Here is a 24,122-nt window from a genome sequence, read left to right as displayed (position 1 = left end):
GCCTGGAGAACAATAAAATGAGTGCAGTCCTCAACCAATCCCAGCACGCCAAGACACTGGTCAGCCTGCGTAGCCTGAACAAGCACTATGGCGACTTCGCCGCGGTGGACGACATCAACCTCGACATCCAGGACGGCGAGTTCCTCACCTTTCTGGGTTCCAGCGGCTCGGGCAAGAGCACAACCTTGTCGATGCTTGCCGGCTTCGAAACACCGAGCAGCGGCGAAATCCTGGTCAGTGGCCAGTCGCTGGTCAACGTGCCGCCGCACAAGCGCGATATCGGCATGGTGTTCCAACGCTATTCACTGTTTCCGCATCTGTCTGTGCGCGACAACATCGCCTTTCCCTTGGCCATTCGCAAACGCAGTGCTGCCGAGCGCGACAAACAAGTCGATGCCATGCTCAAGCTGGTACAACTGGACAGCTTCGCCCATCGGCGTCCGGCGCAACTGTCCGGTGGCCAGCAGCAGCGCGTGGCGATTGCCCGGGCGCTGGTCTACGAGCCACGCATTCTGTTGATGGACGAACCGCTCGGTGCGCTGGACAAAAAGCTGCGTGAAGACCTGCAGGACGAACTGCGCCAACTGCATCGTCGCCTGGGTATCACCATCGTCTATGTCACTCACGATCAGGAAGAAGCCATGCGCCTGTCCCAGCGCATCGCCATTTTCAGCCACGGCAAGATCGTTGGCCTGGGCACCGGCTATGACCTTTACCAGAACCCACCGAATGCCTTTGTTGCCTCCTTTTTAGGTAATTCCAATTTCCTGCGGGTAGCCGCCCATGGCAATGGTGCAGCGAGCTTCGAAGGCCAGCCCCTGGCCATGCGCCTGACACCAGGGTTGGCTGAAGGCCAGGAGGTGTTGCTGATGGTGCGGCCAGAAAAAGCCGTGGCCCTGACAACTGAGCAAGCGGCGCACGAACCACTGCCAGCCGGTTGGAATCAGGTAACGGCGCGGGTCGGAGAAGTGCTGTTTCTGGGTGAAAGCCAGACGTGCAGCGTCCTCACCCCGGGCGGCACTGCGATGACTGTCAAGGCGCTGTCTGCGGCGGGCATACCGATGCAGCCTGGTGATCAGGTGAGTGTACGCTGGGCGGTATCCGATGCGTGTGTGTACACCCAGTGGGCGCCAAGCGACCTGAACAAAGCGGCTGGCGCGCACTGATACATACACGCCACCATCGATGGGCGTGGGTGGTCTCGAGTCACCGTTGCGCCCTTACTGCGCATGACCAACGCCTCGCTGTTGCTGTTGCTGTGCTTCCACCTGCACAAATCGTGCAGACGCCACAAATCGTCCCTTCAGCAGGCCGAATGGAACCCTTGCGTAGTGGGGCGACGGCCATGGATGGCCGGCGAGCGCCGCAGGGCCAGGGACGGCCCTTCGGCGCGGTCCCCACGGGAGCAAGGGTGGAATGAGGGAACCCGGAGCGCAGCGTAGGGCCGGATGCAGGGACAAGGGGTTTTGCCTACTTTTGCCCCGACAAAAGTGGGTCGCCGTAAAGGCGAAACCAGCCAGTGGTGCCACTGCATCAAATGGATATGCTCATCTACACCTGCGCCACCTTCTGGTTCTCACCTACGATAGGCTAATTGTGTAGTCGGTGACACATACAGCCAGCTGCTGATCCATTGGCATGGGCGCTCCCGCCGGGACCTCACCGAAGGGACGATTCAGGGTGTCTGAGCTGGCGATGTACGAAGCAAAGGTGGAATGAGGGAACCCGGAGCGCAGCGCAGGGCCGGATGATCGCGAAGCAATATTACTGCCGGAGCCGCCCCTTTTCAGTGCAAACACTCTAGAATGGGCAACCTTTACCATCCGGCAACCCCATGGATATCGAGCTCGCCCGCACCTTTCTTGAAGTTGTCCGCAGTGGCAGCCTGGTTTCCGCTGCCGAACGCCTGCATGTCACCCAGACCGCCATCACCGCCCGCGTGCAGAAGCTCGAACAGCAGCTGTCCTGCCAACTGTTCATTCGCAGCCGCAGCGGCGCCAGTCTGACTGCCGATGGCGAAGCCTTCGTGGTCTACGCCAACCAACTGGTACAAACCTGGGAAGCCGCCCGCCGCGACCTGCCATTACCCGAAGGGTGTCATCAAGTACTGCACATCGGCGGCGAAGTGAGCCTGGGTAATCCGATGGTGCTCGATTGGGTCAGCGCTTTGCACCAAAGCATGCCCAGCCACGCCATTCGCAACGAAGTCAGCGACGGCGAATCATTGCTGCGCAAGCTGGAAATGGGTGTTCTCGACGCGGTGCTGGTGTATCAACCTACCTATGGCCCGGGCTTGCAGGTAGAGCAACTGATGGAAGAAAAACTCATCCGTATCCGCCGCAAGGACAAACCCGAACCCTACATCTACATCGACTGGGGTCAGGCCTTTCGCCGTCAGCATGACGCTGCCCTGCCAGAATGCGCGCGCCCGGCGCTGAGCTTCAACCTCGGCCCCCTGGCGCTGCAGTTCATTCTCGAAAACGGTGGCAGCGGCTATTTCCGCACCCGGGTGGTACAGAGCTACCTGGACAGCGGCATCTTCGAGCGCGTGCCGCAGGCGCCGGAATTCACCTATCCCACCTACCTGGTACACGCCCGCGAGCGCGATACTGAAGCCCTGCAAAAAGCCTTCAGAATATTGCGTCAGGTGGTGGCCAACGGTGACAGCGACTGGTCACAACGCTGGGACCCGATCATCTGAATGTGCTGCGGTGCTGAGCAAGTGCCGCTTGAGCCCGGCAATCAAGTCAGTCTGGGTAATCATCCCCACCAACTGCTGCCCCTCGAGCACGGGCAGGCAGTGCAGCCCTTGCTCGCTGAGTAAAGGAATCAACGCGACAGCCGGTTCTTTGCTGCGCACGGTGATGACCGGTCGGCTCATGATCTGCTCAACTCGCACCTGACGACGACGCACCAGCCCGCGCCAACTGAACCCCTGTTGCGCCATGACTGCTCCCACTAGGTCGCTGAGGGTGACGATGCCCACCAGTTGCCGCGACTCATCGAGCACCGGCAAGGCTTTCAAGTGATGACGCGAGAGCGCTTTCCAGGCCTGCTGCATTGTCATTCCCGGCGTGGCTTCCTGCACGTCCCGCGACATGACCGAAGCAGCTGTAATACCACCAAGGCTACGCTGCAACGCATGTTGTTCGGTGGCAGCAATGATCCGCTCGAGCTCATCGCGGGTGATGTCGACAAACTCGCCCAACTCTTCCAGCGCCTGATCCAGGTCCGCGCCACTGACGCCGACCCGCTCTCCCGGTGCCACATCGGCGGTGTGATGCAGGTCCTTTCGCAGCGCCGCCATCTTCGGGTAGCGAACCCCGGTAAGACGGTTGTAAATCACCGCCACGGCCACCAGTACCAAGGCGTTGAGCATGATCGGTTCGAATACCTTGTCGCCCAACGCAGTGAGCGAGGGGTCGAGCAGCACCACGCTGACCGCGACGCCGCCGCCGGGTGGATGCAGGCAGCGCAACAGGCACATCACCAACAACGACAAGCCAAGCGCCAACGCGGCCACCCACAGCGTCGAACCCAGCCAATGGTGCAGCACCAGGCCGACCAGGGTTGCACTGGCATAGCTGCCGATAAAGGGCCAAGGCTGCGCCAATGCCCCGGAATGCACGGCAAACAGCAATACCGCCGAGGCCGCCAGCGGCCCGAGCAAGTGCAAGGCTACCTCACTACCAAAAGCGTAACTGCTGGTAGCACCAGCCAGAAACAGACCGAGCAATGCCCCCACGCCTGCGCGTAGCCATTCTTTTGGGGGGATGTTCAGCGGGGCCGGCAACAGCCGGGTAAACCAGTTGTTCAGACTGCGCGAAGACATGGGATAAAAAGTTACCTGGCAGTAAAAAAAGCCCGACCAATAGGGCCGGGCTGAGTATCGCGAGGGCAATACCTAATGGGCTCCGTCCATGGAGATGGAATTCTGTTGGGCTTGCGGGTACTACGTGGGGTGGGATTCTGCCGGGGATGAAAGAGGGGGTGGTAATTCAAAAAAATGAGGGGTAGGTGCAAAATTTTTGCAGCGTGTCATGTTGCAAGCGTGGCAAGCCTGGGCGGGCAGCAGCGCACAGGCTTAGCGTTCGAGCAACAAACCACGCAACAGCAACTCCAACGCAGCAACGCTTTGCGCCAATCGAGCATTACCGTCTTCACCGTCCGCGATCCAGAACGCCGCTTCAGCCAGACTGCCATAGATCAACGCTGCCAGCGCTTGAGGCTCGGCCTTGGCCACCATTCCCTTCTCAATGAGATTAACGATCAGCTGCTGCATCGATTCAAGGCAATGACGCTGCGAATCCGGCGATGCACCACCTAGCACCGCCCGCGCATCGCGCAACACGATGCGCTGGATTTCCGGTTCCAGGGCCATTTGCAGATAGCCATGGCAGCGGTGGCGAAAACCATCCCAAGGGTTCTCGGCGCTGTCAGAGATGGCCTGCAGGCGTGCATCCATCTCGGTATCGATCTGTGTTACTACTGCCGCCAGCAGGCCCTTCTTGTCACCAAAATGATGATAGAGCGCTCCTCGAGTAAGGCCTGCCTGTGCGGTAAGGTCATCCATCGAAGTATCGGCATAGCCGCATTCACTGAATACCTGGCGAGCTGTCGCCAGCAAGGTGGCGCGGGTTTCTTCCATATCGGCGCGGGTACGGCGGGCCATTGCGTTTCTCCTTACATACGCCATGCATGTTTGTTTACATTCACTGCGTATGTATATACACTGCTATTCATACGCTACGTATGTATTGTCATCATACTGCCACGCCAAGGCAAGCAATCGCTCCGCGGAGAACAAGATGGCCAACCCTTATCGACAACTTTTTGCTGCACCCGGCACGCGAGGTTTTGCCTTGGCGGGTCTGCTTGCACGTATTCCCCTGCCGATGACGGGCATCGGCATCATTACCATGCTCGCGCAATTGCGCGGAAGCTACGCGCTCGCTGGGGCAGTATCGGCCACCTTTGTGTTGACCTATGCGCTGCTGTCACCGCAGATCTCACGCCTGGTAGATCGCCATGGGCAACGCCGCGTGCTGCCCGCAGCAACTGCCATCAGTGTCATGGGGATGCTGATTGTGCTTGTCAGTGCCTGGTGGCATGCCGCCGACTGGACATTGTTCCTGGGCGCGCTGCTGACCGGTTTCATGCCCAGCATGTCGGCGATGGTGCGTGCCCGTTGGACGGCAATCTACCGTGGCCAGCCACGCTTGCAGACCGCCTACTCGTTGGAAACCGTATTCGATGAAGCCACCTTTATTGCCGGCCCGCCGTTGGCAGTGGGGCTATCGGTGGCGATGTTCGCGCAAGCCGGCCTGCTGGCAGCGGCAGTGCTGCTGATACTCGGCGTATTCGCCCTGCTCGCCCAGCGCGGCAGCGAACCTGCGGTCCTGAATCAGAGTACGGCCACTCAAAACAGCAAGTCGGTGATCGGCATCGCCAACGTAAGGTTGCTGGCGCTGCTGATGGTCGCCATGGGCATCATCGTCGGCACCGTGGACATCGTCAGCGTGGCCTTCGCCGAACAACTGGACAAACCGGCTGCAGCCAGTCTGGTGCTGTCGGCCTACGCTGGCGGCTCGTGCCTGGCTGGGCTGCTATTTGGCACGCTCAAGCTGCAGATGCCCTTGCACCGCCTGCTGTTGCTGGGCAGTTTGGCCACGGCGGCAACGACGCTACCGCTGCTCCTGGCCGGCAGTATTGCGACCCTGGCGGGCGCCGTACTGGTAGCCGGGTTGTTCTTTGCTCCCACCATGATCGTGGCCATGTCGCTGGTGGAACGTCTGGTTCCCGAGCATCAACTGACTGAGGGCATGACCTGGTTGTTGGCCGGACTGAATGTCGGTGTAGCCCTGGGAGCGGCAGCATCTGGACAGGTCGTCGACAGCTGGAACGCCCCGGCAGGATTCTACGTCGCGTTATGCGCCGCGGCCTTGTTGTTGCTGGTGGCACTGTGTGCCTATCAGCGCTTGCGCGCCAATGATAAAGCTATCACCGGCGGTTGCGTGATAGACGTTAATGCACTTCAGGGATTTGAATCATGAATACATCTGCAACCACGAGCACCTCCTCAACAGCACATTCCTGGCTGGCAGTGATTGCGGTCGGTTTTGCCACCTTCTCTGTGGTGACAACCGAGATGCTGCCTGTGGGTCTGCTGACAACCATTGCCGCTAGCCTGGACACCTCCACCGGCACTGCTCGCGGCCTTGTTCGCACCGGTCGTGATCATCGCCGCTGGCGGTATCGAGAGGCGCACAATTCTTTGCGCATTGCTGGGCCTGCTGATGCTGGCCAACATCGCCTCGGCGCTGGCACCAGACATTGTCTGGATGCTCGCGGCGCGGATTGTCGTCGGCCTGTGCATGGGCGGTATCTGGGCCATCGCTGGCGGCTTGGCACCGCGGCTCGTTCGGCGCGACGCCATAGGGCTGGCAACGTCGATCATTTTCGGTGGGGTAGCAGCAGCTTCGGTTCTCGGCGTGCCGCTTGGGGCACTGATTGGCGACTTCGCAGGATGGCGCTGGGCCTTCGGCGCCATGGCCGCGCTCAACGCAGTGGTGCTGGTGCTGCACCTCGCTTTCATCCCCGCACTTACCGTCGAGCGTTCTGCCAGCGTGCGCCTGTTCCTTCAGCAGTTTGGCAATCGTCGCTTGCAATACGGCCTGGGCCTGACCTTGATGCTGGTCGCCGGCCACTTCGCCACTTTTACCTACGTTCGTCCGCTGCTGATGTCGGTATCGGGCTTCGAGGCCCAGTGGATTGGCGCGTTGCTGTTCGGTTACGGCATTGCCGGTATCGCCGGTAACTTCCTGGCCGGGATCATCGCAGCACGGCGCACAGCGCAAACCCTGATGGCAATTGCCCTGGGCCTACTGCTGACCCCTGCCCTGTTCCTGAGCATCGGCGGCTCGCACTTGGGCGGTGGTCTGGTGCTGCTGGCCTGGGGCCTGGCCTACGGCGGCGTCTCGGTCAGCTTGATGACCTGGATAATGAAAGCCGCGCCTCGGGGGCTGGAAATCGCCACCGCGCTGTATGTGAGCGTATTCAATATCGCCATTGCTGCGGGATCATGGACAGGCGGACAAATCGTCGACAGCCTGGGCTTGAGGGAAAACCTCTACCTACTGGGTGGCTCTGCCACGATTGCCTTGCTACTGGCGCTTGCCATGAGCATGAGCAAAGCCCCGCAGGAAATCGCCGACTCACACTAGCTTGCGCAGGCGATCAACCAGAGCTTGCGAGCCATGCACAGAGGCACTGAACATCGCCAAACTCAGCCCGTGCGCAGCAGCGCGACAAACGCATCACGGGCCGGATGGTTGACCGATTCCTGATGCCAGTAGAACAGATTATCGACGCCGGCCAGCTTCGGCCCAGGTCAATATCGCGCCCTGGGTCTGCAACCATCGCGCCTCGCGCGTGCCAGCAGCAAGGCCTGACGCTCTTCTCCTGCACCGGTAAAAGCGGCACAATCGCCGACTTTTTTCGGAACGGACTCCCCCATGCCGCGTATCGTCATTCTAGGCAACTCCGGCAGTGGCAAGTCGACTCTGGCGCGAGCCTTGGCCAAGCGCCTGGGCGTACCGGTGGTACATCTGGACAGGTTGTTCTGGGAACCCGGCTGGACAGAGCCCGACGCCCAGGCCTTCCGCGCCCGGGTTACCACGGCAGTGGCGGCGGACGCCTGGATCTGCGAGGGCAACTATGCCCGGCGCACCTTTGACCTGCGCCTTCCTCGCGCGCAGCTGGTCATCTGGCTGGACACGCCCCGCCTCACCTGCCTTGCCAGGGTAGCGATGCGCAGTGCCCTGAATCGGCCTCGCGCCGATATGCCGGTAGGCTGCAGCGAAAAACTCGACAGGGAGTTCCTCAACTTTCTCAAGTACGTGTGGCGCTTCGACCGCGAGTATCGCCCTTCTATCGAAGCGGTGCGTCTGACCGTAGGACCACAGGTGCCGGTGATTCACTTGCGCGGTGCCCGGCAGATTGCGGCGTTCCTGCAGTTGCCTGCAACCCCGCCCGGCTGATCAGTTCAAGCCCAATTCCTTGGCCCTTGCCACCGCCTGAGTGCGGCGCTCTACACCAAGTTTGAAATTGATTCGCTGGGCGTGGGTTTTCACCGTGTGCAAGGAGATAAACAGGCTTTCGGCAATTTGCTGGTTGGAGAACCCCTGGGCGATAAGCTTGAGGACGTCCATTTCCCGCCGACTCAACAATGCAGCGGGTTCACTTTCATTGCTGTTGGCTTCACCAGCCCAGCGTGCCAACGCCGGGTTGCGCGAGGCGAATGCACGCTCGACACTCGCCAAACCCATGTGCCTGGCCTGGGCAAGCGCATCCAACAGCGTTTGCTTGGCCTGTGCGGGCTTGTTGGCGGCGTGCAATGCCTCGGCGAGGCTGAATCCCACTTCGCAGGCCAGGGCGCGGCGTCCTTGCTGCTGCGCCAGCGCATACAACTGCACAAGTTTGTCCAGCGCCGGCTCGTTCACGTTGGCGGCAATGCTCGATTGCAGTTGCAACAGGTACAAGCGCAGGTGCAAATCCGGGGCGCCGTAGGGTGAATAATCCAAGGCGGCCTTGGGCAACGCGGCCAGCGCTTTCTCCACTTGCGTCGCGCGGCCCTGGCGTAACCACAGTCGCGCCTTGGCCCGCAGCACCAAGCCCTGGTACAGCGTTTCGCTGATCAGGTTGTACTGCATGGCGCGTTCGGCATCGGAAATCCGCGAGAACGCACGAGACAGATCGCCCTGCACAGCATCGAGCTCGGCCAGGCCCAAAAACCCCCAGAATGCTGCGGGGTCTTCGCACAACTGGCACTCCTGCATTCCTGCGTGAAACGCCTTTTCTGCCTCCGGGTAACGTCCCAACTGCACCAGGATAGACGCCATGCGCAGTTGCACCCGCCCGCGCATAGGGCTCGCTTCAGCGCCCCAGGCATTTGACAACTCGGTGTACAGACGCTTGAGCAAGGTCTCGGCACGCAGCAGTTCACCGCGAATTTCCAATAACTTGACATGCCCCAGGGCCATTACGCTTTCCATTGCCAGACTGGCATGCTGGCGCGCTTGTTTGGTGGCCTGGCGGTTGAGTTCCAGGGCCTGATCCAGATGCCCCGCAATCAGTGCCAGTTCCACCAGCAGTGCCATGCTGAACAGGCGCTGGCTCCACGACCGTTCGGGCAGTTCGTCAACCGCCTCGCTCAGCCAACGTTGAGCCTGTTCGCCCTGTCCTCGGTGAAAGGCAATATTGCCGCGCAGGGCCTTCCACTGGGCGATGAGTTCGAACTGACGTCCAGCGTCAGGTTGCGGCAGGAAGCGCGCCAGTTGCTCGGTATAACTCTGGGCTTCGTCAAGTCGACCGCTGAGCAGCAACGCCCAGGCGTTGAGTATCAACAAGCGCGGGTTGCCGGTTAACAATTCCATCGGCAATTCACGGCGCCATTGCATCAACTGCGCCAGGCTGCGGCCCTGCAATAAGGAATCACCGGTAAAACGTTGCATCAGGCTGGCGGCCATCTCCGGTTGTTCGGCACGCACCGCGTATTCCAGCGCCAAACGAACGTTGTCCTGGGTCACGTACCACTGGCAGGCCCTGCGAAACACAGACTTGGCCAGGGTCTCCGGCAATTGTCCGGCCAGTGGCCCCTTGACCGCGGCATGCACTTGATAGACCTGGCCATCGTTGCCCACCGACTCGATGAACAACCCGCAAGCGCTCAATTGCTCAAGCAACCCGGCACCTTCGCCTACACCGAGCAGATGCTCGCACAGGCCTGCGTCGAAGTACGGAAGCTGCGCAAGGGTAAACAGAGCCTGACGCCACTGCTCGGGCAGGTCGTCGAGCAGCTCGCGGCGCAGATACTCGAACAGCACAGCATTGAGCGAGTCGAAAGGCGGCGGCTCAGTCTGGGTTTTCAACGCCAGCAGGTACAAGCGTATTCCCGCGCACCAACCCTGCGAGTCCTTATGCACATCACTGATAACCGGCCACGACCCGTGCGGCGAGCGCTGCTGCAACAGTTGGTGAAGTTCGTGCTCATTGAAACCAAGCTCGGCACTGCCTAACTCGAACAGGTCGCCATCGAGCAGCAACCGCGTCAATTGCAAGGCCGGTCGGCGGCGACAGGCCAACCACCAGCTCACGTGTGCGCACGCGCCCAGGATCAACTCGTTGAGCAGCGCATCCAGGTCGCTATCGGGCAGCCGCGGGTAATCGTCGATCACCAGCCACAAGCCTGGGCCGGCGTTGTCGAGCTGACGTTTGAGCTGTTGGGGATCGTTGGCGCACACGCCCAGGGCCTGCGCCAATTGTTGCCTGAAAGCTTCAGCACCCATGGCCTTGCCGCGAAGGTTCAGATAGACCACGCGGGTATCTGCCGGGCAGTGCTTGGCACACTCACTCAACAAAGCACTTTTACCGCTGCCCGCTGGGGCACAAAGCAAACGCAAGCGGCACTGGGCGCTGAGCAGTGCCTCGCTCAAGCGTGGGCGCAACATGTGGCCCGGTGCGAGTCGGGCAAGGCCGGCGAAGGAGGAATCGTAGGGGTTAAGCTGGGACATTGGCACGTTCAATTTCTTGTTCTGTATACAAACATGGTGCAGACCACCGCGCGCCAACGCAAATTTTGATACAAAAAAAAGGCAACCCAGGGTTGCCTTAAATACCAGCGTCGAACCTGTAACCGCTCTAGCAGGCGCTCGCGGTTGCCCTGCTCAAGGCTTCAGCGAACCCCAGCCTGACGCAGTGCTGCAGGGGTGTAGTTGGCCGCAACACTCTGGAAGCCGAACTCGATACTGCGCTTGGCTTCGTTCTTCAGGCCCACCACCGAATAGCGTCCAGCCACCAGGTCGTAGAGGGTTTCTGCGGTATAGCCGGGCACTTGCTTGTGGTAGTACTGCTGGATATGCCCTTCCCCTACGCGCCATAGCTGGCCACGGCCGTCATAGTGATCGACCTCGGCCAGCTCCCAGCTGTCTTCATCGAAGTACATGTGGCGAGTGGCGTAGATATGCCGTTCGCTAGGCTTGAGTTTGGCCACCACCTCCCACACCCGGTGCAGTTCATAGCGCGTCAGGTCCTGATTGATGTGTCCCGCCTTGAGAATGTCGGCGTATTTGAGTGTCGGCGAGTCCAGCTTGTAGCTGTTGTAGGGGATGTACATCTCTTTCTTGCCGACCAGTTCCCAGTCGTAGCGATCCGGCGCACCGTTGAACATGTCGTAGTTATCGGAGGTCGCCAGGCCATCTGCGGCCGTCGCCGGACCGTCGTATGCCACTTGCGGGGCGCGTCGTACCCGGCGTTGCCCGGCATTGTAGAGCCAGGCCAGGCGAGGCTCCTTGACCTGGTCGATGGTCTCGTGCACCAACAGTACGCTGCCGGCCAGGCGTGAAGGTGCTGTTACCCGCTGGATGAAGTAGAAGAGAATATTGCCGGCCTTGCTCTTGTCCTGATCCTTCAGCTCTGCCGGGTACGAAATTTCGTCCTCGAACTCGACCATGCTGAAAGTGCCGTTAGCCTGTGGTTGTACCCGCGTCATCAGGCGCTTGATGTTACCGCCGCGATAACGGGTGGTGTGGTTCCACACCACTTCCACCCCGGACTTGGGTTGAGGGAATGCGTAGTAACGGCTTTCGCTGAAGCCCTTCAGGCCGTTGCCACCATCAATTCCTTCGGTTTTCAGCGCACTGAGCTTGGCAGCGGCATAAATCTCATCGGGTACAGCGGCGGTACGGTGGGTCTTGTACACCGGTATCTTGTAAGTCTGCGGGTAGCGCTCCAGCATCGCCAACTGCCCGGCGGACAGCTTGTCCTTATATTGCGCGGCGTTTTGCGCAGTGATGGTAAACAGCGGCTTTTCGTCTGCAAACGGGTCGGCCAGAAAGCCCTTGCTGTCCACTGCGCCGGCGTTGGTGGGCAGTCCACCGGTCCAGGCCGGGATCGTGCCATCGGCGTTCCCGGCTTTTTCGGCGCCCAGGGGGGTCAGGCTGGTGCCGAGTTTCTCAGCTTCTTGAGGTGTGACGCTGGCCATGGCACTGCCGGCCAACAGACTGAGCAGCAAGGCACCGGTATGTAACAGGTATGGGTTGTTCGACATGACTATAATCCTCATTCGGTGTTGATGCTTAAAAGCTCATGCCCAGGCTGAGCGCCAGGAAATCGCGGTCAGTGGTGGTGTTGAAATCACCCCCAAAGAAGTTGGTGTAGGAAATACCTGCGCTGTAGGCATTGCGGTATTCAGCATCCAGGCCGAGGCTGACTGCCTTGGCACCTTCGTTGAACAAGCCGGTGGGGCCGTAACCATCAACGTCATGTGACCAGGCCACGCTCGGCTTGAGATTGATCCCGGCAAACACGTTGGAGTAATCCCAGATGGCCCGTGCGCGGTAACCCCATGACGTGCTGGTGGCAAAGCCCTTGTCATTGCAGTACTTGCCCGTATTCACGGCGGCGGGAGTACCGCTATAGGTGCCGGTATTGATCGCCTGGCAAGAGGGTTGGCCACCGGTCAGTACCCCCGGCAGCGCACCTGGGCCATACACCGGATCACGGCCGTAACGTGCCTCGGAGGTTTTCTCCAATCCGCCGATATGGGCCACGCCGATTTCGCCGATCAGGGTCAGGCGATCCGCCCCCATGATCTGGTCGAAAAAGTGCGTGAAGGTGGTTTGCAGCTGGGTGATTTCCTTGCGGTTGTAGCCGCGCAGGGTACTGCCGGGAATCGATGCCGGGTCCCCGCCCAGCAGTGAGTACTGGCCAAACGGGGCAAACGCCGGATTCATCCCGGCAATACCGCGCACACCGGCGTACAGCACATCGGTTGTGTTCAGTTGCAGGGGTGCGTTGGGGCGGTAGCTGATCTCTCCGGACCAGGCCGTACCGGTTGGCAGGGTGGTGGCGAAGCTCAGTCCGTACAGGCGGATATCTTCCGGGTACTCAATAAAGTACTGGCTGCCCCCGGCCACGTTGGCAATGGCGGCACCCGGGCGTGCCGCAGCCGGAATCCCGGGGACCGCACCGGCCAGTACTCCCGCTGATTGCTGGTAGTCGGCCTGACTGGCAGCCTGGGTGCTGAAGAACGGGGCGCGGCTGTGGTAGTTCATGAAGTAGGCGCCAAACTCGGTGTCCAGCGGTTCGAACATATAGCGCAGCGCCGCCCCCCACTGGCCACTGTCGCGCGCATCGTGGTCGCCGCCGCGCGGTATCACCACGCCCTCGCTTGTCGTCTGGTAACCCAGCAGTGCGCCAAACGCCCCAAGCTGCGGTGTCAGAACATTGAGGTTGCCGGTGCAACCATCAGCGACCACGTCAGTCTGCGAAAAGAAGGTGCCGCAGTTATCAACCACGGTCTGGTCCCACTCCAGCTGATAAAAAGCTTCAGCAGACAGGCTGTCGGTCAGGCTCTGGGACACATAGAACATGTTGACCGGGATCAGCCCTTCTTTGATCTCCGCCCCCGGACGGCGGAACGCCGAGACATCGACAGGGTTCACCGAGTTGATGCTGTTCTGGATAAACGTACTCTCGCCCCAGCTCACTACCTGCTTGCCCAGGCGCACCGAACCGGGTTGCTCGCCAATGATGTAGTTGTGGTACACGAAGGCATCGAGCAGTTGCGCCCCGGAAGACTTGGCGCCTTCCTTGCGACCATGGTCGTCGATGTTCTTGAATGGGCGCTCTTCGTCCTTGAGTTCGAAGTCGTACCAGTACTTGCCGCGCACGAACACGCCGCTATCGCCGTACTTGAGTTCAAGGTCGTGGATCCCCTTGAAGATCTTCGAGAAGGTTTCACCCTGTTTGAAGTTCAGGTGCCCATCGTCACCGGTCTGCGAAAGCCCGGTGCCGCCGTTGTGACCGCCAATGTAGCCTTGGTGCGGGCTTTGCGTAGACCAACTGGCCCCCACCGACAGCGACGAATCAAGCTGCCCGTCGATTTCTCCGAGGGTGAAACTGACGGCCTGGGCTTGTCCGGCGACGCTTAAAGCAATAGTGCTGGCCAAGGCACTGAGTTGGAACCGTGCGCGTTTTATTGTTGTAGTCATGCGACTAATCCCTGCTGTTTTCCAATCGGCGTGAATCGGTGGCCAACGCTAATGATTCAAGGATGCCGAGGTAACAGGCGAAGGAGTGATATTGGAATTCATCCAAAAGAGTGAGGATTTTCGCAGCGTACGGGCACCGTTCAGAGATCCCTCGCGCGCCGGGCAATGGCACACGAGAATCATCCCTTGAGTCATTCTTTATCAGTATTGGAAGATGTAGACCGAGTACCTAAGGTGCGGGGTAGACATATTTGTCCCCTCAATCACAGGTGATTCATGTTCTCTACCCGATCGTCCAGGGCCCTTGCGATGGCAGCGGCATTACCCTGGTTTGCAGTGGCAGCCCATGCCGAGCCCCAGGCACCAAAGCCTGCCACCGAGGCCACTCGCCAGGCCCATGCCGCGGTACTCAAGGCGCTGCCGTTCAACGATCGCCAGGACTTCGAAGATGCCCAGCGCGGCCTTATCGCCCAGCCCAAGGAACTGAGCATCCGTGATGCCAATGGCAAAGTGGTCTGGGACATGGCGTCGTACCAGCGCTTCATCGGCCTGGACAAGGCCGCGCCCGACAGCGTCAACCCGAGCCTGTGGCGCATCGCGCAACTGAACATGCAGTACGGCTTGTTCAAGGTCACCGACAAGATCTACCAGGTGCGCGGCTATGACCTCTCCAACATCACCTTCATTGAAGGCCAGAGCGGTTGGATCGTGTTCGACCCCCTGCTTTCGGTCGAAGCCGCCAAGGCGGCATTGGCCCTGGTAGAGGAGCACCTGGGGAAAAAACCGATTGTCGCGGTCGTCTACAGTCACTCGCATGCCGACCACTTCGGCGGTGTTCGCGGCATCATCAATGAACAGGACGTCAAGGACGGCAAGGTACGGATAATTGCACCACCTGACTTCGCCGAGCATGCCGTCAGTGAGAACATCATCGCCGGCAACGCCATGTCGCGACGCGCGGTGTACATGTACGGTGCGATGCTGCCGCGCAACGCCCAGGGTGGCGTGTCTGCCGGGCTCGGCCAAACCATTTCCACGGGCCAGATTTCGTTGATCCGTCCCACCGAGGAAGTCACCAGAACCGGCCAGGAGCTTACTGTTGACGGGGTAAAGATGGTGTTCCAGCTGACGCCCGGCTCCGAAGCGCCGACGGAAATGAACACCTACTTCCCGCAGTTCAAGGCCTTGTGGATGGCCGAGAACGTCACCCGGCAGATGCACAACGTGTACACCTTGCGCGGTGCCGAGGTGCGTGACGCGCTGCAGTGGTCACACTTCATCGAGCAAAGCCTGGAACTGTACGGCGGCAAGGTCGATGTAGAGTTCCAGAGCCATCACTGGCCGACCTGGGGCAAGGAGCGCATTGCACGCTTTCTCGGCAAACAACGTGACCTTTACAAATACATTCACGACCAGACCGTTCGCCTGATGAACGAAGGCTACAACGGCGAAGAGATTGCCGAGGCGATCACCTTGCCACCGGAGCTGGATCAGGAATGGTTCAACCGTGGCTATTACGGCACGCTGAAACACAATGCCCGAGCGGTGTATCAACGTTACATGGGCTGGTACGACGCCAACCCTTCAAACCTGGACAACCTGCCGCCGGTGCCCGCCGCGAAGAAGTACGTCGAGTACATGGGCGGCGAGGCTGAGCTGCTGCGCAAGGCGCGCATCGACTTTGACAAAGGCGAGTACCGCTGGGTCGCCGAGGCGCTCAAACATGCGGTATTTGCCGACCCGCAAAACCAGCAGGCCAAGGAAATGCTGGCTGACACCTATGAGCAACTGGGCTATCAAGCTGAAGCCGGTCCATGGCGCTCGGTGTACCTGCAAGGTGCCTATGAGCTGCGCAATGGTGTGCCGCAAGGTGCGGGAATGAAAACCGCCAGCGCCGACATGATCAGCGCCATGACCCCGGAGATGCTCTTTGACTACCTGGCCGTACGTCTGAACGGCCCGGCAGCGGCAGGCAAGAAAATATCCCTCAACCTCAATTTCACCGACCTCGACAAGCACTACAACCTGCGGGTCGAAAACGGTGTCCTCAACTACCGGGATCAAGCCGCCGATAACGCCGACGCCAGCCTGACCCTGAAGATGAGTACCCTTATCGGTATCCAGATGGGCCAGGGCACGCTAGAGCAGAAAATAAAGGCAGGCGAGGTAAAACTGCAAGGCCAGCCGCAAGCGTTCAGCGACTTTACCGGCTTGCTGGACAACTTCAATTTCTGGTTCAACATCGTTACGCCCTAAACCCGCCAACTGCCCACCCTGCAACATCAGGGTGGGCAGCAGGTGCCTAGGCGCTATGGCGCGCCTTCCAACGGCGCACCACCAGTTTCTCCAGCTCTACGGCGAAGAACACCAGTACGCCAATGCCCAACGCCACCATCCAGTTACCGAAGGACAACGGCACGGTGTGAAATGCTATCTGCATGAATGGTACGTAGAAAATCAGACATTGCAGCAGGACCAAGCCGAGGGTCACCGTCAGCAGCGCACCATTGCGCAGCAACGCCATGTTCAACGAGAACTGATCCTGCAAGCGGCAGTTGAACAGGTACGCCCATTGCGCGGTTACCAGCGTGTGCAGAATCATCGAGCGGATGTGGTCGGTATCCTGGCCGTCGGCAACCATCCACGACTCCAGCAAAAACGCTGCGGCGGTGAGCAGTCCCCCCACGAACAGTACTCGCCATACCGCATAGAAGTTCAGAATCGATTCGCCGGCCTTTCTGGGCAAGCGCCGCATCATGCCCGGCTCGCCCGGCTCGAAGGCCAGCGCGAACGACAGAGTGGTCGAGGTGGCCATGTTCATCCAGAGAATCTGCAACGGTGACAAGGGCACCACCGCCCCGACCAGAATGGCCATGACGATCAGCAGCCCCTGGGCCATGTTCGAGGGCAGGATGAACAACACGGTCTTCTTCAGGTTGTCGTAAACCCTGCGCCCTTCACGCACGGCATTGGTGATGGTCGAAAAGTTGTCGTCGGTCAACACCATGTCGGCTGCTTCCTTGGTGACCTCGGTGCCCTTGATGCCCATGGCGATGCCGACATCGGCCTGCTTCAGTGCCGGGGCGTCGTTGACGCCATCACCGGTCATGCCCACCACCTGCCCATTGGCCTGTAGCGCACGCACCAGGCGCAGCTTGTGTTCCGGGCTGGTACGCGCAAAAACCGAGTGCTGCATGGCCAGCGACTTGAGGGCAACGTCGTCGGCCTGTTCCAGGTCCTGCCCGGTCATGGCCCGCAAGTCACTACCCATGCCCAGCATACGGGCGATGGCGACGGCGGTGTCCGGGTGGTCTCCCGTGATCATCTTGACCTGGATACCGGCCTGTTTGCACATCGCGATCGCTTCAATCGCCTCGGGCCGTGGTGGGTCCATCAGCCCGGCGACACCAAGAAATATCATGCCCTGACGCACGTCGGCGTGACTGATCTCGGTGCTTTCGTCACTGACTGGCCGGTAGGCGGCAGCCAGCATGCGCAGGCCGTGCTCGGCGATGTGGCTCATCTCCCGTTCCCAGTAGGCACGATCCAGCGGCTGCGGGCCATTGCTGCCCAATTGTTGCTCGCACATGCTCAACAGTACGTCAGGAGCGCCTTTAAGGTAGATCAGGCGTTGCCCATCCACGTCGCAGCGCCGCGCCATGTATTTATAGGCCGAGTCGAAGGGGATCTTGCCAAAGCGCTGCACCTGTACCGGGGCCAGGTCTGCCTTGCGCGCCAACACCTTGAGTGCACCTTCGGTAGGCGCGCCAACCACCGTCCAGCGCCCCTGCTCATCACATTGCAGGCTGCTGTCGTTGCAAATATCGACGGCGCGAATGAATGCCTGCAAATTTGCGTGCGCAGCGAAATCCACTGCTTCGGTGGCTCCAGCCAGGGTAATGCGACCGCGGGGCTCGTAGCTCTCCCCGCCTACACCATAGAAGGTGTTGGCGGTCAGCACATGCTTGACCGTCATTTCGTTCATGGTCAGCGTGCCGGTCTTGTCCGAGCAAATAACCGTCATTGCCCCGAGGGTTTCCACCGTCGGCAGCTTGCGGATGATTGCTTTGTTGTTCGCCATGCGTTGCACGCCCAGCGAGAGAATGATCGACACAATCGCTGGCAGCCCCTCAGGCACCGAGGCAACCGCCAGGCTGATCAGCGACAGCGACAGCTCGCCCAGGGCAAAGTCGTGCCAGAAGAAGCCGACAATGAACAGCACCGCCATCATCCCGGCAATCAGCTGGAAGATGCGCCGGCCCAGTTGCGCGATCTGGCGTAACAATGGAGTTTCGATTTCATCCACGGTGGCGATCATGCGATTGATCTTGCCCAGCTCGGTAGCCGTACCGGTTTCGATCACCACCCCTTTGGCGTTGCCGGCGCTGACACTGGTGCCCGAGAAGGCCAGGTTGCTGCGGTCGGCCAACTGCGCGTCGTGGTCCAGCGCTTCGCTCTGTTTGCCAACGGTTAGCGACTCGCCGGTAAGCATCGACTCTTCGAGCTGTAAATTGTGCACCTCATACAGGCGCACATCGGCGGGCACCTTGTCGCCGGGACGCAACACCACGATATCGCCGGGGACCAGTTGGCTGGCATCGATCTCCAGCTTCTGCCCGCCACGCACCACACGGGCGGTGCTGCTGAGCATGCCGCGCAAGGCCGCCAGGGATTTCTCGGCCTTGTTCTCCTGGAAGAAGCCAATGGCCGCGTTGATTACCGCCACGGTAATGATCACCAGGGTATCGGTCCAATGCCCCATCAATGCCGTGGCCACGGCGGCCGCAAGCAAGATATAGATGAGCACGTTGTTGAATTGGCGCAAGAAGCGCAGCCAGATGGGATCGCAGGCTTTAGCCGGCAGCGCATTCGGGCCCAGGCGTTGCAAGCGTGCCTCAGCCTCTTCAGGGGCAAGACCGGATACGCTGGTCTGCAACTCGATCATGATCTGCTCGGCGCTTTTACGGTACCAAGGCTGTGAGTGGGTGTTGGTTGTGCTGCGCGTTTGCGGTTGCAGTGATCCCATGCCGTCCTCCTGGCGTTCGTCCTGAGGTGAATGAGTCAAGCAGCGATTCGCTATTTTTGCGCGCAGGCGGGTAACAGTGCTTGATACAGATCAGCACTCACGCCCCGGGACTGGAACAATCCCGGGGCGTGAAGACAGCTCGAGGCTTTTAGCGCCTCATCGGGTGGGCAGGCGATACACCGTCATCGGCCACTGCACCCGAGAGTTACCACCGTTGAACAGACTGACCCGGTCCATTTGGGCAGCGGGCAGCCACAAGACCCCCTCCTTATCCAGAAACGGCGCGTCCACCCAATGCAGGCGCGGATCTTCGATCAAAGTATCGATGCGTCCATCGGGTCGCCGTACCCGGATCGCGTCATGGGCCAGGTCGGAGAAGTACAGATTGCCCTTTTCATCCATCACCGTTCCTCCCGTGGGCGGCAAGTCGGCAAACGGCTGCACACGACTTGCCTGCTGGTGGGCGGTCAATTGCGCATCCGTCAGGTCGCTGATGCGCGCCTTCGACCAGGGGCCTTGCAGTGGTCCGTAGTACAGCCACTGACCATCGGCACTGACCTCCAGCGGGTCGGCGTTGACCCGCAACGGACGGCCGTCGGGCGCATTCAGCGTCTGTCCACTGAGAACGATGTTGCGCAGGCCACCTGCGGTAACGGAGGCATGCCCATCCAGCACGCGCCTGGCGCTGCCGCTAGCCATGTCGACGACGATGAGCCCCGGCTTGCCGGCATCGGTCAAAAACGCATGCCCGCCCTGAAAGCGCACATCGTCGATGTAGCTACCCGGTAGCGCAACCTGCGCGTTGAAGGGGTAAGTACGTACCACGCGCTTTTCCACCAGATTGATGGCAACAAGCTTGGCGCCGCCCGGTATTGGATCGCCACCGAACTCGGGCGCACCGGTGTCGACCACCCAAAGCACTTTGCCTTCAAGGCGCAAGGCGTTGATGTTGACGAATGCCTGGCGTGCATCGCGACCGGGCACCCAGTCATTCCAGGCGCGATCGGGAAACGCCGCACGTCGGCCCTGGGCATCGATAATGCTCAGTTGCGGGCCGTTGGAGCCGGTCCAGCGCGGCCCGGCAACGTAGCTATTGCCATCAAACTGCGCCACCGCATTCCAGACCTGCTCGTGGTTGTGCAGGGCAACCTCAAGCTTTTTTTCCGGCGCCGGCTGATGAACGCAACCCGACAACACCACTGCAGCAGCCATGGCACAACAGCAAACACGCAAAAACGACATGAATCTTCTCCTTGTAAAATTGCCCTGCCGAGTCGAACTCAGCAGTTCCACGGTGCATCGTTGTTGGCATCGATGCGGTATTGCGCGCGTGCCTTGGCATGTGCCGAAGCATCGACCATGGCCAACGCCGAGACGACGATGTGATGGCGGTCCAACTCAAAGAAGCGGCGCAAGGCCGAGCGAGTGTCGCTGCGGCCGAAGCCATCGGTACCCAAGGTGCTCAGCGGGGCTTGCAGATACGGCGCAATCAACTGCACGTAGCCGCGGACATAGTCGCTGACCGCGACCACCGGCGTGGTGCCAGGCAGGCACTGCTGGACATGGCTGCGAGCGTCCAGGTCACCGGAGAACTCGCGCTGACGTTGCACTTCCCTAGCCTCCCGAGCCAACTCCGAGAAGCTGGTTACGCTCCACACTTCGCTGCTTACCTGCCATTGCTCCTCAAGGATTCGCGCCGCCTCGATCACCTCGCGCAACATTGCCCCCGAGCCCAGTAAGCGCACGGCCGGCGCTTGCGTGCCGAACCGCTGATACAGGCGCATGCCCCGAATCACATCCTCATGCTGGCTCGCCTCGATAGCGGCCTGGGCGTAGTTTTCGTTGGTAACCGTGAGGTAATAGAACTCATCCTGTTGTTGCTCGAGCATGCGCCGACTGCCGTGGTCGATGATCACCGCCGCTTCGCTGGCAAACGCCGGATCGTAGGCGCGGCAATTGGGCACCGTCGCGGCCATCAACTGGCTGCTGCCGTCCTGATGCTGCAACCCCTCACCGGCAAGGGTCGTGCGCCCCGATGTCGCGCCAATCAGAAACCCTCGAGCACGCTGGTCGGCTGCGGCCCAGATCAAATCTCCGATGCGCTGAAAACCGAACATCGAGTAGTAGATATAGAACGGCAGCATGGCTTCACCGTTGACGCTATACGACGTCGCGGCGGCAACCCAGGAAGAAATCGCCCCGGCCTCGGTGATGCCCTCCTCCAGCAACTGCCCGTCGGCTGACTCCTTGTAGTAGAGCAAGGCGTTGGCGTCTTCTGGTTGATACAGCTGCCCAACAGCGGAATAGATCCCGATCTGGCGAAACAGCGTAGCCATGCCAAAGGTACGGGCCTCATCGGCGACGATGGGCACAATGCGCGGGCCCAGCTGTTTGTCCTTGAGCAGGTTGGTAAACAGGCGCACCACCGCCATGGTGGTGGAAACCTCACGCTCGTCTGCGCTCAAGGCAAAGTGCGCGTAACTGTCGAGTGGCGGAACCGTAATGGCGTCGGCCTTGCGCCTACGTTTGGGCAGATAGCCACCCAGGGCCTGACGCTGCTGGTGCAGGTAGCGCATTTCCGCGCTGTCCGGTGCCGGTCGGTAGAAACGCATCTGTTCGACGGCCTGGTCATCGAGCGGCAAGTTGAAACGATCGCGAAACGCCTTCAAGGCTTTGAGGTCGAGCTTTTTCTGTTGATGCGCGGTGTTGCGCGACTCGCCAATCTGGCCCATCCCGTAGCCTTTCTTGGTTTTCGCCAAAATAACCGTAGGCCTGCCCTGGTGGCGCCTGGCGGCTTCAAAGGCGGCATGCAGCTTGCGAAAGTCGTGGCCACCACGGCGTAACCCTTCGATCTGTTCCGCGCTCATGCCTGCAACCAGTGCCTGCAGCTGCGGGTCCTGATTGAAGAAGTGCGCAAGGTTGTAGGCACCGTCATTGGCGCCCAGGGTCTGGTACTGGCCGTCGACCATTTGGGCGAAGTGACGCAGCAACGCATGGTTGTGATCGCGGGCGAACAAGGCGTCCCAATCCGAGCCCCACAGGACTTTGATCACATTCCAGCCAGCACCGCTGAACAGCGATTCCAGCTCTTGAATGATCTGGCCATTGCCCCTTACCGGGCCGTCCAGGCGCTGCAGGTTGCAGTTGATGACAAAGGTGATGTTGTCGAGGTTTTCCCGCGCAGCCAACGACAACGCCGCGACCGACTCGGGCTCGTCCATTTCACCGTCGCCAAACACCCCCCAGACATTGCGCCCCTCGGTCGAGGCGATACCGCGATGCTGCAAGTAACGCAGAAAGCGTGCCTGGTAAATGGCATTGATCGGGCCGATGCCCATCGAGCCGGTTGGAAATTGCCAGAAGTCAGGCATCAACCAGGGGTGCGGGTAAGAGCACAAGCCGCCCCCGTCGACCTCTTGCCGGTAGCGCTGCAGTTGCTCCTCCTGCAAGCGACCTTCGAGAAAGGCGCGTGCATACACACCCGGCGCAGAGTGCGCCTGGAAGTACACCAGGTCACCGTGGCCGTGCTCGTTGCTGGCGCGAAAAAAGTGGTTGAAACCCACCTCGAAGATCTCTGCCGCCGAGGCGTAGCTGGCGATGTGCCCGCCCAATTCGCCATAGGCCTTGTTGGCACTGGCCACCATCGCCAGCGCATTCCAGCGAATGATCGAAGTAATCCGTTCCTCCATCACCAGATCGCCCGGATACGCCGGTTGCTGCTCCAGCGTGATGCTGTTCTGGTACAGCGAATAGGCACTTGCGGTCGACTGCAGGCCCAGCCTATTGGCCTGCTCTGCCAGACGCTGCAGTAGAAACCTGACCCGCGCCGCGCCGCCGACCTTGGCCACACCGGCCAGGGCCTCGAGCCATTCGTTGGTCTCGACCACATCCACGTCTTCGTGGGCAGGTGCTGCAAGCGTTGCTTTTTGTGCGAAATCGTTCATGGCACAGCTCTCGACAGGCTGGAGTAACCACCACGCGCCTTGCGCGCCTGGCGGTCTGGGGGATTGAATCAGGCGCTCAGGTTGAAACCTGCTCCAGGAACAAAAGCTTCAGGGGCTCGGCAAGCAGCGCGTCGCTGGCGGCTGCAAAGCGCTGAAAATACGGCATGGCAAAGTGCGCATCGAGGGCCGCTTGATCGCGGAAGGCTTCACGCATGTAGAAAGTGCCTGGCTCATCACGGCTTTCGAACAGCACATAGTCAAGATTGCCCGGCTCGGCCCGGGTTGGCTCGACAAGGGCCAACAAGGCCTGCTTCAACGCCTGCTGTTGCCCCTCTCGGGCGATGAGTACCGCAATGGATACCAAGGGTTTTTTATCGTCGCTCATCATTCACGCTCCAATATTCACGCTTGAACATTAAAAAAACAGGAGGCTGGGTATTCACAGAAAGGTGAACAGTGACTTGGCTGGCAACCTGGATTTAGGCAGGCCGGCATTGAAATCCTCGCTGCTGTGATAACCGAGGCTGACCACTACCAGGCTGGTGAAACCCTTTTCCCGCAGGCCCAACTCAGCATCGAGCACCTTGCTGTCAAAGCCTTCCATGGGCGTGGCATCGACACCCAAGGACGCCGCACCAAGCAGCAGCGTGCCCAGCGCCAGGTAGGTCTGCTTTTCCATCCAGTGCTGGACGTCCTTCTGGTCAGAGCGATGCAGGTCGACGTAACCGCGTCGGCCACGGTCCTGGCCCACTTTTGCTTCAGCGTTGTGGAAGCGTCCATCTGCCGCTTCCTGGCTCAGCACCGCCTGCAGGTGCTCATCCGGCATGTGGGTACGGGTGCAAAAGACAATGACGTGGGAGGCATTGAGGATTTTTGCCTGGTTGTAGGCAAAACCCACCTCGGTGCTGCGGGCAATTCGTGCGCGGTCCTCATCCTGCTCGGCGACAACGAAATGCCACGGCTGGGAGTTCACCGAGGATGGGCTGTTGCGCAGTTGCTCGAACAGCGCCAGCAAGGTAGCGGCGGGCACTTTGCGGCTAGCATCAAAGGCTTTGGTGGTGTAACGGCGTTGCGACAAGCTGACGATATCCATGGCTGGAT

General features: G+C 60.3%; 16 protein-coding genes. 6 read left to right on the top strand and 10 right to left on the bottom strand.

The genetic code is table 11. The features are described 5' to 3' along the window. Window positions 1-17: 17 nt before the first annotated feature. Window positions 18-1,166 (top strand): ABC transporter ATP-binding protein, encoded by a 1,149-nt coding sequence (locus H8F21_RS05305; protein WP_203481931.1) that lies wholly within the window; start codon window positions 18-20, stop codon window positions 1,164-1,166. Between the two features lie 668 nt (window positions 1,167-1,834). Continuing rightward, window positions 1,835-2,701 carry a LysR family transcriptional regulator gene (locus H8F21_RS05300; protein ID WP_203481929.1) on the top strand — a complete coding sequence of 289 codons (867 nt, stop codon included), beginning with the start codon at window positions 1,835-1,837 and terminating at the stop codon, window positions 2,699-2,701. Here H8F21_RS05300 and H8F21_RS05295 read toward each other — a convergent pair. After that, a complete protein-coding gene (locus H8F21_RS05295) occupies window positions 2,675-3,832 on the bottom strand; it encodes an HPP family protein (RefSeq protein ID WP_203584130.1) in 1,158 nt (385 codons plus the stop codon). The two genes, H8F21_RS05300 and H8F21_RS05295, sit on opposite strands and share 27 nt — an antisense overlap. Before the next feature lie 252 nt (window positions 3,833-4,084). Next, window positions 4,085-4,672, bottom strand: a complete 588-nt coding sequence (locus H8F21_RS05290; protein WP_203482789.1) for a TetR/AcrR family transcriptional regulator — start codon at window positions 4,670-4,672, stop codon at window positions 4,085-4,087. A gap of 136 nt (window positions 4,673-4,808) precedes the next feature. Here H8F21_RS05290 and H8F21_RS05285 point away from each other — a divergent pair, with 136 nt between their 5' ends. The 3 genes from H8F21_RS05285 (at window position 4,809) to H8F21_RS05275 (ending at window position 8,039) form a co-directional block, all read left to right on the top strand. Next, entirely contained in the window at window positions 4,809-6,053 is a 1,245-nt protein-coding gene (locus H8F21_RS05285; protein WP_203482788.1) for an MFS transporter, read from the top strand. A gap of 165 nt (window positions 6,054-6,218) precedes the next feature. Continuing rightward, window positions 6,219-7,223: an MFS transporter gene (locus tag H8F21_RS05280; RefSeq protein ID WP_236042906.1), complete on the top strand. Its 1,005-nt coding sequence runs from the start codon at window positions 6,219-6,221 to the stop codon at window positions 7,221-7,223. 291 nt (window positions 7,224-7,514) lie between these two features. Then, a complete protein-coding gene (locus H8F21_RS05275; RefSeq protein ID WP_203482786.1) occupies window positions 7,515-8,039 on the top strand; it encodes an AAA family ATPase in 525 nt (174 codons plus the stop codon). Here the strand turns inward: H8F21_RS05275 and H8F21_RS05270 are convergent, their stop codons facing one another. From H8F21_RS05270 to H8F21_RS05260, 3 genes are all read right to left on the bottom strand, one after another. Next, window positions 8,040-10,571, bottom strand: a complete 2,532-nt coding sequence (locus tag H8F21_RS05270; protein WP_203482785.1) for a LuxR C-terminal-related transcriptional regulator — start codon at window positions 10,569-10,571, stop codon at window positions 8,040-8,042. Between the two features lie 161 nt (window positions 10,572-10,732). After that, the gene (locus H8F21_RS05265) at window positions 10,733-12,106 is read right to left on the bottom strand and encodes a DUF1329 domain-containing protein (protein ID WP_203482784.1); all 1,374 of its coding nucleotides are present in this window, start codon (window positions 12,104-12,106) and stop codon (window positions 10,733-10,735) included. A 28-nt stretch (window positions 12,107-12,134) separates the two neighbouring features. After that, entirely contained in the window at window positions 12,135-14,051 is a 1,917-nt protein-coding gene (locus H8F21_RS05260; RefSeq protein WP_203482783.1) for a DUF1302 domain-containing protein, read from the bottom strand. A gap of 309 nt (window positions 14,052-14,360) precedes the next feature. On the opposite strand from H8F21_RS05260, the gene H8F21_RS05255 reads away from it, so the two are divergent. Continuing rightward, entirely contained in the window at window positions 14,361-16,307 is a 1,947-nt protein-coding gene (locus H8F21_RS05255; RefSeq protein ID WP_236042905.1) for an alkyl/aryl-sulfatase, read from the top strand. Between the two features lie 46 nt (window positions 16,308-16,353). On the opposite strand, the gene H8F21_RS05250 is transcribed toward H8F21_RS05255, so the two are convergent. The 5 genes from H8F21_RS05250 to nfsB all read right to left on the bottom strand — a co-directional run bounded on the left by H8F21_RS05250 (window position 16,354) and on the right by nfsB (window position 24,114). Then, entirely contained in the window at window positions 16,354-19,077 is a 2,724-nt protein-coding gene (locus tag H8F21_RS05250) for a cation-transporting P-type ATPase (protein WP_203584129.1), read from the bottom strand. 156 nt (window positions 19,078-19,233) lie between these two features. Next, complete coding sequence (locus H8F21_RS05245; protein WP_203584128.1) at window positions 19,234-20,319, bottom strand: L-dopachrome tautomerase-related protein; 1,086 nt, start codon at window positions 20,317-20,319, stop codon at window positions 19,234-19,236. Between the two features lie 38 nt (window positions 20,320-20,357). Next, window positions 20,358-23,021, bottom strand: coding sequence for an alpha-ketoglutarate dehydrogenase (gene mdeB / locus H8F21_RS05240; RefSeq protein ID WP_203584127.1), 2,664 nt, complete (start codon window positions 23,019-23,021; stop codon window positions 20,358-20,360). Between the two features lie 76 nt (window positions 23,022-23,097). Next, entirely contained in the window at window positions 23,098-23,406 is a 309-nt protein-coding gene (locus tag H8F21_RS05235; RefSeq protein WP_203541565.1) for a putative quinol monooxygenase, read from the bottom strand. A 54-nt stretch (window positions 23,407-23,460) separates the two neighbouring features. After that, entirely contained in the window at window positions 23,461-24,114 is a 654-nt protein-coding gene (gene nfsB / locus H8F21_RS05230) for an oxygen-insensitive NAD(P)H nitroreductase (RefSeq protein ID WP_203584126.1), read from the bottom strand. Window positions 24,115-24,122: the final 8 nt, after the last annotated feature.

Source organism: Pseudomonas arcuscaelestis, assembly GCF_016881005.1.
GTDB lineage: Bacteria > Pseudomonadota > Gammaproteobacteria > Pseudomonadales > Pseudomonadaceae > Aquipseudomonas > Aquipseudomonas arcuscaelestis.
The sequence above is the reverse complement of the archived record's forward strand: the minus strand, read 5'-3'. Positions and strand labels throughout refer to the sequence as shown.

Excerpts from the sequence above, each read along its gene's own strand:
- H8F21_RS05290 (WP_203482789.1), bottom strand. The coding sequence starts at position 4,672 with ATGGCCCGCCGTACCCGCGCCGATATGGAAGAAACCCGCGCCACCTTG.
- H8F21_RS05295 (WP_203584130.1), bottom strand. The coding sequence starts at position 3,832 with ATGTCTTCGCGCAGTCTGAACAACTGGTTTACCCGGCTGTTGCCGGCC.
- mdeB (WP_203584127.1), bottom strand. The coding sequence starts at position 23,021 with ATGAACGATTTCGCACAAAAAGCAACGCTTGCAGCACCTGCCCACGAA.
- H8F21_RS05265 (WP_203482784.1), bottom strand. The coding sequence starts at position 12,106 with ATGTCGAACAACCCATACCTGTTACATACCGGTGCCTTGCTGCTCAGT.
- H8F21_RS05255 (WP_236042905.1), top strand. The coding sequence starts at position 14,361 with ATGGCAGCGGCATTACCCTGGTTTGCAGTGGCAGCCCATGCCGAGCCC.
- H8F21_RS05270 (WP_203482785.1), bottom strand. The coding sequence starts at position 10,571 with ATGTCCCAGCTTAACCCCTACGATTCCTCCTTCGCCGGCCTTGCCCGA.
- nfsB (WP_203584126.1), bottom strand. The coding sequence starts at position 24,114 with ATGGATATCGTCAGCTTGTCGCAACGCCGTTACACCACCAAAGCCTTT.
- H8F21_RS05300 (WP_203481929.1), top strand. The coding sequence starts at position 1,835 with ATGGATATCGAGCTCGCCCGCACCTTTCTTGAAGTTGTCCGCAGTGGC.
- H8F21_RS05305 (WP_203481931.1), top strand. The coding sequence starts at position 18 with ATGAGTGCAGTCCTCAACCAATCCCAGCACGCCAAGACACTGGTCAGC.
- H8F21_RS05235 (WP_203541565.1), bottom strand. The coding sequence starts at position 23,406 with ATGAGCGACGATAAAAAACCCTTGGTATCCATTGCGGTACTCATCGCC.
- H8F21_RS05250 (WP_203584129.1), bottom strand. The coding sequence starts at position 19,077 with ATGGGATCACTGCAACCGCAAACGCGCAGCACAACCAACACCCACTCA.
- H8F21_RS05275 (WP_203482786.1), top strand. The coding sequence starts at position 7,515 with ATGCCGCGTATCGTCATTCTAGGCAACTCCGGCAGTGGCAAGTCGACT.
- H8F21_RS05285 (WP_203482788.1), top strand. The coding sequence starts at position 4,809 with ATGGCCAACCCTTATCGACAACTTTTTGCTGCACCCGGCACGCGAGGT.
- H8F21_RS05245 (WP_203584128.1), bottom strand. The coding sequence starts at position 20,319 with ATGTCGTTTTTGCGTGTTTGCTGTTGTGCCATGGCTGCTGCAGTGGTG.
- H8F21_RS05260 (WP_203482783.1), bottom strand. The coding sequence starts at position 14,051 with ATGACTACAACAATAAAACGCGCACGGTTCCAACTCAGTGCCTTGGCC.